Origin of the sequence: Shewanella nanhaiensis (assembly GCF_019457885.1) — a bacterium.
Classification (GTDB): domain Bacteria; phylum Pseudomonadota; class Gammaproteobacteria; order Enterobacterales; family Shewanellaceae; genus Shewanella; species Shewanella nanhaiensis.
The window spans coordinates 84,738-102,032 of sequence record NZ_JAHZST010000019.1; the positions used below are offsets into that span (position 1 = coordinate 84,738).

At 45.2% G+C, this 17,295-nt stretch carries 17 protein-coding genes, 1 tRNA gene, 2 rRNA genes and 1 pseudogene; 16 read left to right on the top strand and 5 right to left on the bottom strand.

Going from position 1 to position 17,295, the window contains the following annotated elements:
- Positions 1-9 precede the first annotated feature (9 nt).
- The 14 genes from leuS (at position 10) to lipA (ending at position 14,284) form a co-directional block, all read left to right on the top strand.
- Entirely contained in the window at positions 10-2,589 is a 2,580-nt protein-coding gene (gene leuS / locus K0625_RS20655) for a leucine--tRNA ligase (RefSeq protein ID WP_220111373.1), read from the top strand.
- 95 nt (positions 2,590-2,684) lie between these two features.
- The gene (locus tag K0625_RS20660; protein WP_012326295.1) at positions 2,685-3,179 is read left to right on the top strand and encodes an LPS-assembly lipoprotein LptE; all 495 of its coding nucleotides are present in this window, start codon (positions 2,685-2,687) and stop codon (positions 3,177-3,179) included.
- A gap of 60 nt (positions 3,180-3,239) precedes the next feature.
- Positions 3,240-4,280 (top strand): DNA polymerase III subunit delta, encoded by a 1,041-nt coding sequence (gene holA, locus K0625_RS20665; protein WP_220111374.1) that lies wholly within the window; start codon positions 3,240-3,242, stop codon positions 4,278-4,280.
- Between the two features lie 6 nt (positions 4,281-4,286).
- Complete coding sequence (nadD, locus tag K0625_RS20670; RefSeq protein ID WP_220111375.1) at positions 4,287-4,916, top strand: nicotinate-nucleotide adenylyltransferase; 630 nt, start codon at positions 4,287-4,289, stop codon at positions 4,914-4,916.
- A 122-nt stretch (positions 4,917-5,038) separates the two neighbouring features.
- Positions 5,039-5,368, top strand: coding sequence for a ribosome silencing factor (gene rsfS / locus K0625_RS20675; protein ID WP_012326298.1), 330 nt, complete (start codon positions 5,039-5,041; stop codon positions 5,366-5,368).
- Positions 5,368-5,838, top strand: coding sequence for a 23S rRNA (pseudouridine(1915)-N(3))-methyltransferase RlmH (gene rlmH, locus K0625_RS20680; protein WP_220111376.1), 471 nt, complete (start codon positions 5,368-5,370; stop codon positions 5,836-5,838). The genes rsfS and rlmH overlap by 1 nt, the downstream gene beginning before the upstream one ends.
- A gap of 95 nt (positions 5,839-5,933) precedes the next feature.
- Positions 5,934-7,790, top strand: a complete 1,857-nt coding sequence (gene mrdA, locus K0625_RS20685; RefSeq protein WP_220111377.1) for a penicillin-binding protein 2 — start codon at positions 5,934-5,936, stop codon at positions 7,788-7,790.
- On the top strand, positions 7,787-8,893 hold the full coding sequence (rodA, locus tag K0625_RS20690) for a rod shape-determining protein RodA (RefSeq protein WP_220111378.1): 1,107 nt from the start codon (positions 7,787-7,789) through the stop codon (positions 8,891-8,893). Before mrdA ends, rodA begins: the two co-directional genes overlap by 4 nt.
- A gap of 179 nt (positions 8,894-9,072) precedes the next feature.
- Entirely contained in the window at positions 9,073-10,050 is a 978-nt protein-coding gene (gene mltB / locus K0625_RS20695) for a lytic murein transglycosylase B (RefSeq protein ID WP_232847218.1), read from the top strand.
- Positions 10,040-10,834, top strand: coding sequence for a septal ring lytic transglycosylase RlpA family protein (locus K0625_RS20700; RefSeq protein WP_220111379.1), 795 nt, complete (start codon positions 10,040-10,042; stop codon positions 10,832-10,834). The genes mltB and K0625_RS20700 overlap by 11 nt, the downstream gene beginning before the upstream one ends.
- Before the next feature lie 123 nt (positions 10,835-10,957).
- On the top strand, positions 10,958-12,130 hold the full coding sequence (locus K0625_RS20705) for a serine hydrolase (protein WP_220111390.1): 1,173 nt from the start codon (positions 10,958-10,960) through the stop codon (positions 12,128-12,130).
- A 127-nt stretch (positions 12,131-12,257) separates the two neighbouring features.
- A complete protein-coding gene (ybeD, locus tag K0625_RS20710; RefSeq protein WP_012326305.1) occupies positions 12,258-12,524 on the top strand; it encodes a DUF493 family protein YbeD in 267 nt (88 codons plus the stop codon).
- A gap of 142 nt (positions 12,525-12,666) precedes the next feature.
- Positions 12,667-13,326, top strand: coding sequence for a lipoyl(octanoyl) transferase LipB (gene lipB, locus K0625_RS20715; RefSeq protein WP_220111380.1), 660 nt, complete (start codon positions 12,667-12,669; stop codon positions 13,324-13,326).
- Entirely contained in the window at positions 13,319-14,284 is a 966-nt protein-coding gene (lipA, locus tag K0625_RS20720; RefSeq protein ID WP_220111381.1) for a lipoyl synthase, read from the top strand. Before lipB ends, lipA begins: the two co-directional genes overlap by 8 nt.
- 63 nt (positions 14,285-14,347) lie before the next feature.
- Here lipA and rimI read toward each other — a convergent pair whose 3' ends face one another.
- From rimI to K0625_RS20735, 3 genes are all read right to left on the bottom strand, one after another.
- The gene (gene rimI, locus K0625_RS20725; protein WP_333473883.1) at positions 14,348-14,803 is read right to left on the bottom strand and encodes a ribosomal protein S18-alanine N-acetyltransferase; all 456 of its coding nucleotides are present in this window, start codon (positions 14,801-14,803) and stop codon (positions 14,348-14,350) included.
- Positions 14,800-15,144 (bottom strand): hypothetical protein, encoded by a 345-nt coding sequence (locus K0625_RS20730; protein ID WP_333473884.1) that lies wholly within the window; start codon positions 15,142-15,144, stop codon positions 14,800-14,802. The genes rimI and K0625_RS20730 overlap by 4 nt, the downstream gene beginning before the upstream one ends.
- Before the next feature lie 198 nt (positions 15,145-15,342).
- Positions 15,343-15,419, bottom strand: a tRNA-Trp gene (locus K0625_RS20735).
- Between the two features lie 273 nt (positions 15,420-15,692).
- Here K0625_RS20735 and K0625_RS20740 point away from each other — a divergent pair.
- Both K0625_RS20740 and K0625_RS20745 read left to right on the top strand, forming a co-directional pair.
- A pseudogene (locus K0625_RS20740) lies at positions 15,693-15,838 on the top strand (IS630 family transposase); the annotation flags it as partial.
- A 699-nt stretch (positions 15,839-16,537) separates the two neighbouring features.
- A complete protein-coding gene (locus K0625_RS20745) occupies positions 16,538-16,675 on the top strand; it encodes a hypothetical protein (RefSeq protein ID WP_220111382.1) in 138 nt (45 codons plus the stop codon).
- A 107-nt stretch (positions 16,676-16,782) separates the two neighbouring features.
- Here the strand turns inward: K0625_RS20745 and rrf are convergent.
- Together rrf and K0625_RS20755 are read right to left on the bottom strand one after the other, a co-directional pair.
- Positions 16,783-16,898 (bottom strand): 5S ribosomal RNA (rrf, locus tag K0625_RS20750).
- 293 nt (positions 16,899-17,191) lie between these two features.
- Positions 17,192-17,295 (bottom strand): 23S ribosomal RNA (locus K0625_RS20755); the annotation flags it as partial.

The following is a 17,295-nucleotide window of genomic DNA, read 5'->3' on the forward strand; positions in this document are numbered from 1 at the left end:
GAAATATTGATGCAAGAGCAATATCAACCTTCAGAAATTGAAGCTAAGGTGCAGCAGCACTGGCAAGACACGAAAACATTTGAAGTCACCGAAGATGAGAATAAGGAGAAGTTTTACTGCCTCTCTATGTTCCCATACCCGTCGGGCCGTCTACACATGGGTCATGTTCGTAACTACACCATAGGTGACGTTGTTGCCCGTTACCAGCGTTTGCAGGGAAAAAATGTCCTACAACCTATTGGTTGGGACTCTTTCGGCCTGCCAGCTGAGAATGCTGCAATTAAAAACAGCAGCGCACCAGCCCCCTGGACCTATGAAAATATCGATTACATGAAAAACCAGCTAAAAATGCTGGGCTTTGGTTATGACTGGAGCCGTGAAATCGCAACTTGTACGCCAGAGTACTACCGTTGGGAACAGTGGTTCTTCACTAAGCTTTATGAGAAAGGTTTAGTTTATAAGAAAACCGCCTCTGTAAACTGGTGCCCGAACGACGAAACAGTACTTGCCAACGAGCAGGTACAAGATGGCTGTTGCTGGCGCTGCGATACTGAAGTGGTCCAAAAAGAGATCCCTCAGTGGTTCATTAAGATCACCGACTACGCCGATGAGCTCCTCTCTGATATCGACCAGCTCGATGAGTGGCCAGAGCAAGTTAAGACCATGCAACGCAACTGGATTGGCCGCAGTGAAGGCATTGAGATGACTTTCCAAGTTGCCGATAGCGATGAGTCTTTCGATATCTACACTACCCGTCCTGATACTGTGATGGGTGTAACCTACGTTGCGATAGCAGCGGGTCATCCTTTGGCAGAAAAAGCTGCTGCAAACAGCCCTGAGCTAGCTGCATTTATCGAAGAGTGCAAAAACGCCGATACCACCGAAGCTGCAATGGCAGCAATGGAGAAAAAAGGTGTCGCAACGGGTCTTTATGCCATTCATCCACTAACAGGTAAGCAGGTACCTATCTGGGCTGCAAACTTCGTGTTGATGAACTATGGCACAGGCGCTGTGATGTCAGTACCAGCTCATGATCAACGTGATTATGAGTTTGCAACTAAATATGGTTTAGCCATCGAAGGCGTCATTAAGCCTGAAGATGCTGAGCTAGATATCAGTGAAGAAGCGTACACAGAAAAAGGCGTGCTATTTAACTCAGCTGAGTTTGATGGACTGGACTTCCAAGCAGCCTTCGACGCTATCGATGCTAAGCTTACCGCTGAAGGTAAAGGTAAACGTCAGGTCAACTTCCGTCTTCGTGACTGGGGTGTCTCTCGTCAACGTTACTGGGGTGCGCCAATCCCTATGGTAACACTTGCCGATGGCACTGTAGTGCCTACACCTGAAGATCAATTGCCAGTTATCTTGCCTGAAGATGTGGTGATGGATGGGATCCAAAGCCCAATCAAGGCCGACAAAGAGTGGGCAAAAACTCAGATCAATGGTGAAGATGCGCTAAGGGAAACTGATACCTTCGATACCTTTATGGAATCATCATGGTACTACGCACGCTACTGTAGCCCCCATGCTGATGAGATGCTAGATCCTGCTAAAGCCAATTACTGGTTACCCGTTGATCAATACATAGGTGGTATCGAGCATGCGTGTATGCACCTACTTTACTTCCGCTTCTTCCATAAGTTATTGCGTGATATCGGCTTAGTTAACTCAGATGAGCCAGCTAAACGTCTACTGACTCAAGGTATGGTATTGGCAGATGCTTATTACTACACCAATGAGAAAGGTGCACGTGTATGGGTCTCGCCAGCTGATGTCACTGTACAGGAAACTGACGACAAAGGTCGTACAGTTAAAGCGGTTGACAATCACGGTAATGAGCTTGTCTATACCGGTATGAGCAAGATGTCTAAGTCTAAGAACAACGGCATCGATCCTCAAGAGATGGTCGACAAGTACGGCGCTGATACTGTTCGCCTGTTTATGATGTTTGCTGCACCGCCAGAGCTAACACTTGAGTGGCAAGAATCGAGCGTAGAGGGAGCACACCGCTTCATTAAACGTTTGTGGAAAGTCGCCCACGATCATGTAGCGAAAGGGGCAACCGTATCATTAGACGTTAAATCTCTCGATGCTAAGCAGAAAGAGCTTCGTCGTGAGCTGCATAAGACTATCGCTAAAGTCGGTGATGATATTGAACGTCGTCAGATGTTCAACACTGCCATCGCTTCTGTCATGGAGCTGATGAACCGTCTGCAAAAAGCGCCTACTGAAATAGAGCAAGATAGAGCTCTGATGCAAGAAGCACTGTCAGCGGTTGTTCGCCTGCTCTACCCTATCATTCCTCACACTAGCTTTAGCCTGTGGAAAGAGCTTGGGAACGAAGAGAACATCGAAGATGTACGTTGGCCTGAAGCCGATGAGTCAGCCTTAGTTGAAGATAGCAAGCTGATCATCGTTCAGGTAAACGGTAAGCTTCGCGCTAAGATCACAGTGCCTGCTGATGCAACGAAAGAAGCTGTCGAAGAGCAAGGTTTTGCCGAGGAAGGTGTGATTAAGCACACCGAAGGTAAAACAGTACGTAAAGTGATCTATGTACCTGGTAAGCTACTTAATATCGTAGCCAACTAGTAAAACTTTGAAAGTAGATGCCAAGCCGATGCAATAAACTGCTAGGCTTGGCATTAATCAATGTGATATCAGCCAAAGGGATACCTGTCTCGCTTATGCTTATTAAACGCATATGTTTCGCCATCATGACACTGGCTATTTTGTTCAGTGCTGGTTGCGGCTTTAAACTTCAGGGAAGCTACTCCATCCCAGAACAGTTAAGAACTCTGCACTTGAGCAGTCAAGATCAGTACAGTGAGCTGACTCGTTTGGTGCGTGAGCGCTTACGCCTGCACAGCATTACACTGGCCGAGGATAGTGATAACGTTCCTACGCTACAGATATTGCACGACTCACTCGATAGGTCGACCCTCTCACTATACCCAACGGGCAATGTGGCCGAGTATGAACTGACCTATCATGTCACCTTTGCTGTTGCATTCCCCGATAAAGAGTCTCAACGATTCGATGTCGATATTCATCGTGATTATCTTGATGATCCCCGTACTGCTTTAGCAAAAAGCCGTGAGATGGAGATGTTACTCAAAGAGATGCGTATTCAAGCCGCAGATCAAATGATTCAAACACTTGCTTCCATTGAGGTTAAGTAATGTTCAGGCATCACACCTCTTAATTGGCCGCGCTAGCCATCACTTTTTAAAGGTAATTTGATGCGGGTTTACCCAGATCAACTTTCACGTCAGCTCAAGCCACTACAACAATGCTACCTTGTCTTTGGCGACGATCCATGGCTATGTGAAACCAGTCGAGAGCTGATCTTTGCCCAAGCAAAGAGAGAGGGATTCGAAGAGAAGATACAGCTGACTCAAGAAGCGGGATTTAGCTGGAATGATCTCGTCGATCAATGGCAGGCAATGAGCCTGTTTGCAAGTCGCCGGATCATCGAGCTCATCTTGCCACAGGCAAAACCAGGCAGTGAAGGTGGCGCTATCTTCCAAAGCCTGATGCAGATGCCAAATCCAGATGTGCTATTAATCATCTCGGGTCCTAAATTAGCTGCGGAGCAAACCAAGAGCAAGTGGTTTAAAACATTGGATGCGCAAGGCGTATATGTCCCCTGTGCAACGCCTGAAGGAAACCAGTTTCAACGCTGGCTCGATGAGCGGATAAATCATTTCAAACTCACACTCACCCGTGATGCTAAAGAGATGCTTTTTGGTCTGTATGAAGGCAACCTGCTGGCTGCTGATCAGTCACTGCAATTACTTCAGCTTTTAAGTCCTAATGAACGGGTCGATAGCAATCAGCTCAGCGCCTATTTTGAGGATCAATCTCGCTTTAGTGTCTTTCAGCTCACCGATGCCATGCTTAATAACCAGCAAGATAAAGCTCTGCATATTCTCTCCCAACTTAAAGCCGAGGGAGTTGCGATGCCGATCATTCTTTGGGGGGTATTTAAGGAGCTTGCTACTCTTCTGCAGCTCAGAACGGCGCTGGATAACAATGAATCACTGCAATCCTTGTGGGGTAAATTAAGGATTTGGGATAAACGTAAGTCTCTGTATCAAGCAGCCCTTAACAGACTCAGCTTAACCCATATTGAGACCTTACTAGCAGGTGCATCGGCAATTGAACTTAAACTAAAGCAACAAGGCATCGAAGATTGGACTGGTATGAGCCACCTTAGTCTGCTTTTCGATCCCAAAGCACACGCACAACTTGCTCATATCCAGTTAAACGAAGAGAGATAATAACTTATGCGTATCGGCATCCTAGGTGGCACATTCGATCCGATACACTTTGGTCATATTCGGCCTGCACAGGAAGTGAAACTGGCACTGAATTTAGACAAAGTCTGGTTGATGCCCAACCACATTCCTCCCCATAAAACCTCAACCTCAGTTAGCACAGAGCAGCGACTGGAGATGACACAGTTAGTCTGTGACGAATACTCAGAGTTTGAACTCTGCGCCATTGAAGCTAAAAGAGAAGCCCCCTCCTATTTAGTGACAACCCTCAAGCAGATAACCAAGAGCCAGCCCAATGATGAATTCTTTTTCATTATGGGAATGGACTCACTGCTATCTCTGGACACTTGGTTTGAGTGGCAATCTCTATTTAGCTTGTGTCATATCGTTGTTTGCCAACGTCCAGGCTGGAGCTTGTCTCCTGATAGCAGTATTTTTAGCCAGTACCAGAGCAGAGCATGTTCGCCAAACAAAATAACAGGAAAGCAATCAGGACTTATCATCCCTATTCCTGTCACGCCCCAGGCCATCTCATCGACCCATATTCGCGAGCAACTCTCCCAAGGCATCACGCCTACAGATGCCCTTCCAGACAAGATCATCCATTATATTAAAGATAAAAACCTGTACCGAACATAGGGTTAATCGATCACCTCGCCGCTTTAATCATCAAATTACATTTCTATACCAGCAATCACTTATGAGAATTGCCATAACCTGTTATACTACTGCGCTGTCAAAAAATTATTAAGGAATAACGCGTGGAAAGCGCCGAGTTAAAGCTGTTTGTAACCGACAAAGTCGAAGATTTAAAAGCAAAAGATATCGTAGTTTTAGATATTTCAGAACGTTCTAACCTAGCTGATTTTATGGTTGTTTGTTCAGGTACTTCAAAAACTCACGTAAAAGCGATCGCTGAAAACCTAGTGGTAGAAGCTAAGCGTGCTAACCTTCACATTAATGGTGTTGAAGGCCGTGAAAGCAGCGAGTGGGTACTCGTTGATCTTGGTGATGTGATCCTTCACGTTATGCAAGATAAGACTCGTGACTTCTACGAGCTTGAAAAGCTATGGACTGAAAAACCAGCTTAATGAAGATACAGCTAGTCGCAGTGGGCACACGTATGCCAGATTGGGTCACCACAGGTTTTAAGGAATATCAACGTCGATTTCCCAGAGACATGGCACTCGAACTGGTTGAGGTCCCAGCTGGCAAAAGAGGAAAAAATGCTGATATAGCTCGAATTCTACATAAAGAAGGTGAGCAGATGTTAGCAGCAATCCCGAAAGGAAATCACATTGTCAGCTTAGATCTTCCAGGTAAAACATGGACAACCCCACAACTAGCGACTCAACTGAGTCGTTGGCAGTTGGATGGACGAGACGTCAGTTTACTCATTGGTGGTCCTGAAGGTCTAGCTCCCTCCTGTAAGCAAGCAGCAAGCCAGAGCTGGTGTTTATCCGCTTTGACCTTACCTCATCCATTAGTAAGGGTCGTTGTTGCAGAAAGTCTCTATCGAGCATGGAGCGTAAATACTAATCACCCTTACCACAGAGAGTAGTAAGGGGATTAAGTTAAGGCCAGTCTCTCTATAGACTCTGGCAGTGTCTCGATACATATACCAATGACATAAAATCTAGGCTGGAGAAAGTGTAAGTGGCGCCAAAAAAGCGGATAACGATGCATGACCATGCAGCAGAAGCCTCACTTTTCAAACGAAGAGCTCTATTTACTTTTGTATGCGTCGTCATTCTATTAGGGATATTGCTGAGTAACTTATACCACCTACAGATCCTCTCATATACCGATTATGAAACTCGCTCTAATGACAACCGCATTAGGGTCGTCCCAGTCCCACCTAGTCGCGGCTTAATTTATGACAGACACGGTAAACTACTTGCTGAGAATCAGCCTTTCTTTGCGTTAGAGCTGATCCCGGAAAAAGTGAAACATATTCCGGAAACATTGACAAGACTGAGTCAAATTATCCCCCTAAGCGCCGAAGAGCAGGAGAAGTTTACTGAGTCGCTCAAATACCATAGGCGCTTTAAACCATTAACCCTAAAGACCCCGTTAACCGAGGAACAGGTCGCTCAGTTTAGTGTCAATCAACATGAGTTCCCAGGGATCTCTGTCGTTGCAGGCTTAAAACGCCACTATCCTCACCAAGGCTTATTAACACATGCACTTGGGTATGTCGGTCGGATTAATGACAGAGATAAACTAAGACTTCAGCAAGCTGGTGAATGGAAAGATTACGCTGGCACTAAATATATTGGTAAACAGGGCATAGAGAAATTCTATGAAACCTTACTTCATGGCAAGCCAGGTCACCTCGAAGAGGAGGTCAATAACCGTGGCAGGACTATTCGCACCCTGAAATCGGTACCACCCGATCCGGGTCAAGATATCTACCTCACATTAGATCTTGAGTTACAAAAAAAAGCTTTTGAACTACTCGATGGACGTCGTGGCTCAGTTGTCGCTATCGATCCCCGTGACGGTGGGATCTTAGCCATGCTTTCGAGTCCAACCTACGACCCGAACCAATTTGTACACGGCATAAGCAGTAAAGCCTATGGAGAGTTACTCAACTCACGTTCGCGGCCTCTCATTAACCGTGCAACCCAAGGACAATACGCGCCAGCATCAACCATTAAGCCACACCTTGCCCTATTGGGGTTAGATGAGAACACCATAACGGCTAAAACACGGATCTGGGATCCTGGCTTCTGGCAGATCCCTGGTGTTGAGAGAAAATACAGAGACTGGAAACGCTGGGGGCACGGTTGGGTCGACGTCAACACAGCTTTAATCGGCTCATGTGATACCTACTTTTACGATCTGGCCTATAAAACCGGAGTCGATAAGATAGCCAGCTTTATGCAACCATTTGGTTTTGGAGAGCGCACAGGTGTCGATATTTTCGAAGAGTCCGCTGGTATCATGCCCTCTAAAGATTGGAAACGGATGCGTTACAACCAGCCTTGGTACATCGGTGATACTATCTCAGTTGGGATCGGCCAAGGCTACTGGACAACCACCCCACTCCAGCTAGCAAATGCAGCCGCAATTATGGCAAACAAGGGCAAACGATTCGTCCCACACATGCTTAAGTCCATCAAGGACAACACCTCAAAAATTGACTCTCCGGTCGATGAAAAAGCACCTATTGTGCTTAACGACCAGAAAAATTGGGACATTATCAATGAATCTATGATGAATACGGCCCATAAATCACGCTTTAAAGATGCGGGTTACACTGCTGCGATGAAAACGGGTACCGCCCAAGTATTCAGTGTCGCAGAAGATGAAAAATATGATGCTGAGACCGTTGATGAATTTTTGAAAGATAACGCACTGATTATCGCTTATGCTCCCTATGAAAACCCAACAATTGTGTTAGCCGTTGTACTTGAAAATGCGGGTTGGGGCGGAGCAAATGCAGGCCCCGTTGCCAGAGCACTACTTGATGAATATATGTTACGGGACAGTCTGGAGTTTAATCAATGAGTCCGCAAAACCACCGGCCTAATATCTGGCAGAGAATGCATATCGACCTCCCTCTGCTGCTAGGGATTTTAGCGCTTATGAGCTTTGGGCTCTTTGTTATCTACTCTGCTGGCGGTGAAGATCTAGCCTTAATGGAGCGCCAACTGTTTCGCATGGGATTATCTCTATTTATCATGTTTGTGGTGGCACAGATAAATCCAGAGGTCCTAAGGCGCTGGGCATTCCCCATCTACATCGCCGGGGTCATACTGCTGCTTGGAGTGCACTTCTTTGGTGAGATCAACAAGGGCGCGCAACGCTGGTTAAACTTAGGCTTTATGGAGTTTCAACCATCTGAGCTGATAAAGTTAGCCTTCCCTATTACCATGGCTTGGTACATCAGTAAGTTTCCGCTACCGCCAAAGAAACGCTACCTCGCGGGCGCTGGTGTTATCTTACTGATCCCAACACTCTTGATAGCAAAACAGCCAGACTTAGGCACATCGATTTTGGTTGCAGCATCTGGGATTTTCGTGCTCTTTCTCTCGGGAATGAGTTGGCGCATTGTGGGTGGTTTTATCGGCAGTATCTTGGCCATGCTACCTGTACTCTGGTTTTTCCTAATGCACGACTACCAACGTACCCGTGTTCTTACCTTGCTCGATCCAGAGAAAGATCCACTCGGTGCTGGTTATCATATTATTCAATCGAAAATAGCCATCGGCTCCGGCGGTATGCTAGGCAAAGGTTGGCTTGATGGCACTCAGTCTCAACTGGAGTTCCTACCAGAGCGACATACCGACTTTATCTTTGCCGTAATAGGCGAAGAGTTCGGTCTTATAGGAAGCTTTCTGCTACTTGCCATCTACCTGTACGTCATTGGCCGTGGCTTAGTTATCGCCTCTCAGGCCCAAACCAGCTTTGCTCGTTTATTGGCAGGCAGTATTACCTTAACCTTCTTTGTCTATATTTTTGTCAACATAGGCATGGTATCGGGCTTGCTTCCTGTCGTCGGGGTTCCATTACCATTAATTAGTTATGGTGGTACATCCATGCTAACGTTGATGACTGGATTTGGTATTTTGATGAGTATCCACACCCATAGACGCTTTATCGATAGATAAGCTTAATGCCCATGAAGTGTAAAGCTTCATGGGCAATTAAGATAAGTCGGTTAGTATCGAATTTAACCTTTTGAGTCTCTTCTGGAGCGGTTTTACAGGCCGTCTACCGACTCAGTTAATTACATTTTATAGGGAACTGATAAGTGAAAATTATACCGACGCTTTTAGCAACACTCCTTATGGGCACGATCTGTATTACAGCGCCAGTTTCTGCTCAGTCTGACGAAACGATTGAACAAGCAGCAGCGCTATTAAAGTCTGAATTTCATGATACTCAGCGAGCTTTAGGCTTTAGCGATACCGAGATAAACAGCTTTCTCTCTTCCGGTCAGTTTAACCAAGGCGTGATAGATGCCATGACAAAGCCTTGGGAAGCTAAGCCTTGGCATCAGTATTACCCTATTTTTCTCACAGAAAAACGCCTTCAGGCTGGCCTAAAGTTTTGGAAAGAACATGAAGCGACAGTTGAGCGAGCAGCTAAAGAGTTTAATGTCGATCCACAAATCATCATCGCCATTATAGGTATTGAGACCTTTTATGGCGGTTATATGGGGAACTATCCAGTTGTCGATGCCCTCTATACACTCGGTTTCTACTATCCACCGCGCGCTACCTTTTTCAGAAAAGAGCTAGGAAACCTACAGAGCCTAGCCAAAGAGGAGGGGTTAAATATACAAGAGCTTAAAGGCTCTTACGCTGGCGCCATGGGCTATGGCCAATTTATCCCCTCTAGTTACCGCCACTACGCCGTTGATTTTGATAATGACGGTCAGCGAGATCTGCTTAATAATCCAGTCGATGCCATCGGCAGTGTCGCGAACTATTTTCATCAGCATGGCTGGGTAGCCAATGCACCTGTCGCCATTCCTTTAGCCGAAACAGATGGACTCCCAAAGCCGTTAAAAGTCTGGTCAGGTGAGCGTTTACATTACCAAGTCTCCGATATTCTATCCCCATCCCTCGCCCTAGCAGAATCGATTGATCTCGACGTCTCTCAACCTGCGCTAGTCATAGAGTTAGAGCAGGAAGCTAAGAGTGAATACTGGCTCGGTCTCAAGAACTTTTACGTGATCACCCGTTATAATCGAAGCCCGCTTTATGCTATGGCCGTTTACCAATTCAGCCAGCAATTAAAGAAGGCTCACGATGCACAATAAACTCTCTAAAGCCATAACAATAGCCTCGCTTGTATTGCTCGTATCAGCTTGTTCAAGCTCAAATAACAGTCGCTACCAGATGGCCAATGATAAGGCCCCGACTAGCGCCCCGGATATGACTAAGGTTGAAGACGCACACCCAAAATATGAGGCATATAGTCGTGGTGGAAATAAGAAAAACTACACTGTGCTAGGCAAGTCCTATCAGGTGATGGACACAGGAAAAGGTTACCGTAACAGTGGTACGGCATCTTGGTATGGAAGCAAGTTTCATGGCCATCTAACTTCAAATGGCGAGACCTATGATATGTACTCCATGTCGGCGGCCCATAAGACTCTGCCACTGCCTAGTTATGTCAGAGTGACTAATCAGGCAAATAATAAGCAGGTCATTGTTCGTGTTAATGACAGAGGCCCTTTTCATGAAGATAGGATAATCGATCTCTCCTACGCTGCCGCTCACAGATTAGACATGTTAAAGACTGGCACAGCAAAAGTGGATATTGAGGTGATATACATTGAGAACCCCGAATCAATTGCGCTCGCAGAGCTTAAAGAGACCAAGCTGCACTATATTCAGATTTTGGCATCTTCAGACAAAACCAAGGTCGACAAGCTCGCAAAGCAACTAGAAGATAAATATCAGGTTAAAACCCGATTGCAGCAGAGTAATAATCTCTATAAATTACAGCTAGGCCCAATTGGTCGCCAACAGTTGGCAACTCAGCTTAATCTGGAATTAAAGTCCGATGGTTACCCTCAAAGCTATTTGATCTCTGAATAGATTTGGATAACCGCTAATAGTTAAAGATTAATGAACCTTCACTGAATAAGCTTGTCGACTAATGATATACTCTCGCAAGCTTACGATTCTGAATATAACCAAATAAGACGTGCCTTAATTGATATGAATTTTTTAAATCGACCATTAAAATCACTTATTCTTGCAACTAGCCTTGCATCCTCTTTTGTTTTCGCCGCTCCCGTTGTGACGCCAAATGCGCCAACCGTGGCAGCTAAAGCCTTTGTCTTAATGGATTACAATACAGGACAGGTTATTGCAGAAGAGAACGCCTACGAAAGTTTAAATCCAGCCAGCTTGACTAAGATGATGACCAGTTATGTTATTGGCCATGAGATAAAAGTCGGTAATATCTCTCCCGATGATCAGGTGACCATCAGTAAAAAAGCATGGTCAAAGAACTTTCCTGATTCTTCTAAGATGTTTATTGAAGTCGGTAAGCAGGTCACTGTAGACGATCTTAACCACGGTATTATTATCCAGTCGGGTAACGATGCCTGTGTCGCTATGGCCGAGCATATTGCTGGTACCGAAGATGGCTTTGTTGATCTGATGAACTCATGGGCCAAGCAACTTGGAATGCAGGACAGTTACTTTGAGAACTCTCACGGACTGGATTCTGAAAACCATAAAACAACCGCTTATGATATGGCCATTTTAGGGGCTGCACTTATCCGCGACGTACCTGAAGAGTATGTTCTGTATAAGAAGAAATCGTTCACATACAACGGTATCAAGCAATATAACCGTAATGGGTTGCTCTGGGACAAGAGTATGCATGTTGACGGTATTAAGACAGGTCATACTTCTGGTGCAGGCTACAACTTAGTGACCTCAGCGACCAAAGATGGCATGCGCTTAGTTGCTGTTGTAATGGGCACGAAGAGCGAAGCGGCTCGTAAAGCTGAAAGCAAAAAGATCTTAAATTATGGCTTCCGTTTCTTTGAAACCATCACGCCATACAAGGCTGGTGACAGTTTCGTTACTCAGAAAATCTGGTACGGCGACAAAGAATCTGTTGATTTAGGGGTTACCACAGATACACCTATCACAATCAATCGTGGCCAAGCTAAAAACCTACAAGCCAACTTTGAGCTCACAAAAGAGCTTACTGCACCACTGGCAAAAGGAGAGACTGTCGGCCGTATCTACTTCCAACTAAACGGTAAAGATATCGCTCAATTCCCACTTGTTACCTTACAAGAGGTAAATGAAGGCAGTTGGTTCAGTAAGTTAATGGACTACTTCACCCAGATGTTCACAGGTTGGTTTAGCTAAACCTTACCTTATGTACAAAAAGCCACCTTAAGGTGGCTTTTTGCATTTTGCTCAACACACCTTGAATTAGGTATAATAGGCACCATATAGGGTCAATTGGTCCCTTTGAAATAGTGAGAGATGTGCGATGTTAGATACAAAATTTGATGAATTAATGGAGTTCCCCTGCTCTTTTCCGTACAAGGTTGTTGGTGATGCAAGCGAAACACTGGCTGACAGAGTTGTCGCCGTTGTGCAAAAGCATGTACCAGGTGATTACGTACCGAGCAGTAAGGTTTCAAGCAAGGGCACTTATAACTCCATCACGATCAGAGTGACAGTGCAAAGCAAAGAGCAGGTCGAATCCCTCTATATTGATCTTGCTGCTATCGAAGGCGTAAAGCGCGTTTTATAAGTTTATTTCTCTCTGATAACAGGTTTTAACAGCTCACGCTAACTTAATCAGTTACCTAAGCGCCATGTAAGTGTGATCTGGCTTACAATTATCAGTTAGAGGAGTATAATGCCGCCATTATTGTTTAGGGGAGAGGTTGCCCTTGTCTCAGAGCACATTGCACGTAAGGTATCTTGGTCAACAAGATTACGAGTCTGTATGGCACGCGATGCAGGAATACACAGATAATCGAGATAGTTCCAGCCCAGATCAGCTCTGGATAGTTGAACATCCTCCTGTGTTTACCCAAGGTCAGGCGGGGAAAAGTGAACATATCTTAAATCCCGGTGATATTCCTGTCATTCAGGTAGACCGAGGAGGTCAAGTCACGTATCACGGACCAGGCCAGCTTGTGGCTTATCCTCTTATCAATATTAAGCGGTTAAAAATCGGTGTACGCCAACTGGTGACCGATATCGAAAATAGCATAGTGCAGATGCTTGAAAACTATCAAGTCAAAGCCTATGCCAAAGCTGATGCTCCTGGCGTTTATGTCGATGAACGCAAAGTCGCATCATTAGGACTAAGGATCCGTAAGGGCTGCTCCTTTCATGGTTTAGCGCTTAATGTCGATATGGATATGAGCCCATTCCAGCGAATTAACCCATGTGGTTATGCCGGTTTAGAGATGGTGCAATGCAAACAATTAGGCGGACCTCAAACTGTCGAAGAGGCAGGTGAGCAGCTCGTTAAAACATTTAGCCACAACTTAGGCTATCAGAATCTAGTTCATCATCAAGGATTGTCACAGTCATATGAGTAGGCCAGAAAGATTACAACCAGGTGTTAAACTTAGAGATGCGGATAAAGTATCACGCATCCCAGTTAAAGTCGTGCCCTCCGAACGCGAAACCATGTTACGAAAGCCCGACTGGCTAAGGGTAAAACTTCCCTCTTCAAGCCAACGTATCGATGAGATTAAGCAGGCTTTAAGAAGCAATGGCCTACATTCAGTGTGTGAAGAGGCATCATGCCCTAACCTAGCAGAGTGTTTTAACCACGGCACAGCGACCTTTATGATCTTAGGTGCTATCTGTACCCGTCGCTGCCCCTTCTGCGATGTTGCCCATGGGCGACCATTAAAACCTGATGCGCAGGAGCCTAAAAAACTAGCGCAAACAATCAAAGATATGAAGCTAAAGTATGTCGTGATCACCTCTGTCGATCGTGACGACCTTCGTGATGGTGGTGCCCAGCACTTTGCCGATTGTATTCGTGAGATCCGCTTATTAAACCCTGAAATAAAGATTGAGACCTTAGTTCCAGATTTCCGTGGTCGCATCGATGCCGCACTCGACATCCTAGCCACTGAGCCACCAGATGTCTTTAACCACAACTTAGAAACAGCGCCAATGCACTATCGCAAGGCCCGTCCTGGTGCGAATTACCAATGGTCACTGGATCTGCTTAAGAAGTTTAAAGAGCGTCACCCAAATGTACCTACTAAGTCAGGTCTGATGATGGGATTAGGTGAAACCAACGAAGAGATAGCACAGGTATTAAAAGATCTGCGCGCTCATAACGTTGAGATGCTCACTTTAGGCCAGTACCTTCAGCCTTCTAAGTTCCACCTGCCAGTTGAGCGTTATGTACCGCCAGCAGAGTTTGATGAACTAAGAGTATTTGCAGAGGAGATTGGTTTTACCCATGCTGCATGCGGTCCTATGGTTCGCTCAAGCTACCATGCAGATCTTCAGGCTCAAGGTAAAGAAGTGAAATAACCACTTTATTCAAATAGATTAAATGGCGCTGCTAATTTAATTAGCTGACGCCATTTTTTACCTCTAAAGAGCTAGCTCCATCAAAATCGCATCTTCGTTGCCATCAGCTGTTTTATAATAGCCTTTACGATGTCCAGTCTCCTTAAAGCCCTCTCTTTTATACAAGCTTATTGCAGCAATCCCAGACTTTCTCACTTCCAAAAAAAGTGTCTCAGCGCCTTTCTCACCAACCGATGCAATAACACTCTCTAGTAGCAGGCGCCCAAAGCCTCCCCCTTGAGATTTAGGGCTAATGCAGATATCCATTAACGTCGCATCTTCAAAAATCTGATGCACTATAGCGAAGCCTTGAAGTTCATCTGCTAAGTAAACACCAAAGCTTTGATATAAGTGCCCAAAGCAAGACTCGATTGTCGACTGGCTCATCGGGTGTGAGTGTGCTTGAGAGGCGATATATGCCATTTCTGGAGCATTATCGACATTCAGAGTAACGATATAGGGCTTTGCACTAAAACTCACTGACTCTTCTCCTGTTGAGCCATAATCATATTCCATAAATCCCGCTTACTCTCCGCCGTTTTCTCCAGTTCACTCAAAGGCGCAGAAGTTAACACTGCATTCGACTTGGGTAGCTTCACTCTTCGCATATCCCAAATAACATTGGCTCCCTTAGCAAATGAACTAGAAAATGTGCAATGAGTAAAAGGGCAATCGATAAGAGATAATACCGTTGTGATAATAGGATGCGTCTCTAACTCGGGAGATAGGGTATCCACCAAAATAGTGTATGAGTCTATCGCCCCGTCTCCTTGGCTCCACCTTGAAATTCCCATTGCGTCTAAATATGCAGATTTTTCCACGCGACTATCACTTAAAATAAAGAGTTCGATAGCCGCTAGGATACCAGTTTATCCAACACTAATACTAATTGCGGGTTGGGGAGATAACATTCAAGTCATCTGGCAAAGAGAAGCTAGAAGTCCAAGCGACAAAAGCGAAAAGAAAGAGTGAATTTCAGATGTGAAAAAGCCGAGCTATTGCTCGGCTTTTTCTGTATTTGGCAGGGGTAGCAAGACTCGAACTCGCAACCATCGGTTTTGGAGACCGCTGTTCTACCAATTGGAACTATACCCCTGTTGACGAGACGCATTATGCTTAAACTCCCCTAAAAGGTAAAGTACTTTTTATCAAAAAACCGCTTAACTGCAGCATTTTCAATCAAGAAGTTCAGTTGTGATATAAAAACAGACGACTTGATTAAAAACTATCAGCACCAGCTTAAACTCATTAATAAAAAATGGGCTTTGATACCACCGACAGCCCCATACTTAATGGAATAGTCACACCTCCATATTAGCGTTATTCAGTATCATACAAATCAGTAATGAGTTGTAATACTAATCGGTATGAAGCTAGGATAGGCCAACAAAATACAGCGACACGTTTATGGGCAAGAGAGGAAGTCGTCCAAGAGTTGTTCGGCAGCAACAGTTTGAATATGCCTATGTTTTCGGTGCTGTATTTCCGGCAAATGGTAACACTGAGGCACTTATACCAATCGGTATAAGAAAGTGATCTACTCAGAGTTTTTTTGGCAAGCTAATTCAAGGCGAATGAATGACAGAATGGTTATTCCCTTGTGAGTTAATTCAACGCAGAAGTAGGCAGCCAAAAACACTCCTTACAGGCGAGTTTTAGCGGTTCTGATTCTGCGTTAACGAGCTTAAACGTAGAACAACTATGTTCCTCACTCGTTGCAAACTACATGGATGTGGTGAATGTCATTAATGCAGGAGCAATTAATGACCTTGCCTCAGAAGCGCTAAACTCTCGCTGAGCGATCACATCTTTATACCGATTGGTATCACTCTTTCGTTATTAGGCGCCTTCCAATGGCCCAGCTGCGAGCCAGCTCTCCGCGTTCAATAGGCACGAAGCTGCGCTTCGCCAACAACGCCTACTTCACCCTACTCCACATGGAAATGTGGCATGCTTCGCATGCGCTATCTATTTCCCCATGTTCAAGTGGTCATTTTTCCAGGCTAAAAACGAAAAAAGCCCGTTGCTAATGCAACGGGCCTTATCGTTTATTAGGCGCTTGGAAATGACCTACTCGTACCACGTAGTGGACACATGGGGGCGGAGAAGTAGTGTTTTGAATGCGCAGCATTTAGCTACTTTGTAGCGAGAAGCGACGCAGCCGCTGAACTGGAGGCAAGGTACACGGATGTTCCGAATGTCAGAAACGCATGGATGCAGTTCCTGACCAAGCTCAGCGGCGTGGCGACCGCCATGGATGGTGGAAGTGTCGATATTGAAGGAGCATTTATCGACCGACGTCGACTCTTTATAAACCAAAGTGGCATTGCACGTACGTGCTTAAGTGGATAAGCCACCTGACATCGTTTCAGGTCAGCTCGAGCTAATGGCTGTTATTTTAAAAAAGTCCAAACGTAAAAAAGCCACCTTAATAAGGTGGCTTCTTCACTTAAATAGGCGCCTGGAAATGACCTACTCTCACATGGGGAGACCCCACACTACCATCGGCGCGATTGCGTTTCACTTCTGAGTTCGAGATGGATTCAGGTGGGACCACAATGCTATTGTTTCCAGACTAATTCTTACTGGTTAATTATCCGTCTGACGGTATTGTTTCCTCACTCTAGTGCTCATGTACTGAAGTACACTCCGCGCTTCGCTCGTCACGGCTTTGTCAGCCAAACAATTACCTGCCTAATTAACCAAAATTATAAATTTGAAAAGCTTTCTAAATAACTAAGTCACACTAAATCAAGTACTTCATATTCTTTCAGTTAAGCAAAACCATGTTACTTGCATGACCTCCATGGACGGAGGAAATGCCGCGAAATGATTGGACTCATTCCAGGTAAAACCCATCTGGGTTGTATGGTTAAGCCTCACGAGTCATTAGTATCAGTTAGCTCAACGCCTCACAACGCTTACACACCTGACCTATCAACGTCCTAGTCTCGAACGGCTCTTTAGAGGGA

What these genes read in the sequence shown, in the direction of transcription:
- leuS (WP_220111373.1), top strand. Translation starts at nt 10, where the DNA reads ATGCAAGAGCAATATCAACCTTCAGAAATTGAAGCTAAGGTGCAGCAG.
- K0625_RS20660 (WP_012326295.1), top strand. Translation starts at nt 2,685, where the DNA reads ATGCTTATTAAACGCATATGTTTCGCCATCATGACACTGGCTATTTTG.
- holA (WP_220111374.1), top strand. Translation starts at nt 3,240, where the DNA reads ATGCGGGTTTACCCAGATCAACTTTCACGTCAGCTCAAGCCACTACAA.
- nadD (WP_220111375.1), top strand. Translation starts at nt 4,287, where the DNA reads ATGCGTATCGGCATCCTAGGTGGCACATTCGATCCGATACACTTTGGT.
- rlmH (WP_220111376.1), top strand. Translation starts at nt 5,368, where the DNA reads ATGAAGATACAGCTAGTCGCAGTGGGCACACGTATGCCAGATTGGGTC.
- rodA (WP_220111378.1), top strand. Translation starts at nt 7,787, where the DNA reads ATGAGTCCGCAAAACCACCGGCCTAATATCTGGCAGAGAATGCATATC.
- mltB (WP_232847218.1), top strand. Translation starts at nt 9,073, where the DNA reads ATGGGCACGATCTGTATTACAGCGCCAGTTTCTGCTCAGTCTGACGAA.
- K0625_RS20700 (WP_220111379.1), top strand. Translation starts at nt 10,040, where the DNA reads ATGCACAATAAACTCTCTAAAGCCATAACAATAGCCTCGCTTGTATTG.
- K0625_RS20705 (WP_220111390.1), top strand. Translation starts at nt 10,958, where the DNA reads ATGAATTTTTTAAATCGACCATTAAAATCACTTATTCTTGCAACTAGC.
- ybeD (WP_012326305.1), top strand. Translation starts at nt 12,258, where the DNA reads ATGTTAGATACAAAATTTGATGAATTAATGGAGTTCCCCTGCTCTTTT.
- lipA (WP_220111381.1), top strand. Translation starts at nt 13,319, where the DNA reads ATGAGTAGGCCAGAAAGATTACAACCAGGTGTTAAACTTAGAGATGCG.
- K0625_RS20745 (WP_220111382.1), top strand. Translation starts at nt 16,538, where the DNA reads ATGCAGTTCCTGACCAAGCTCAGCGGCGTGGCGACCGCCATGGATGGT.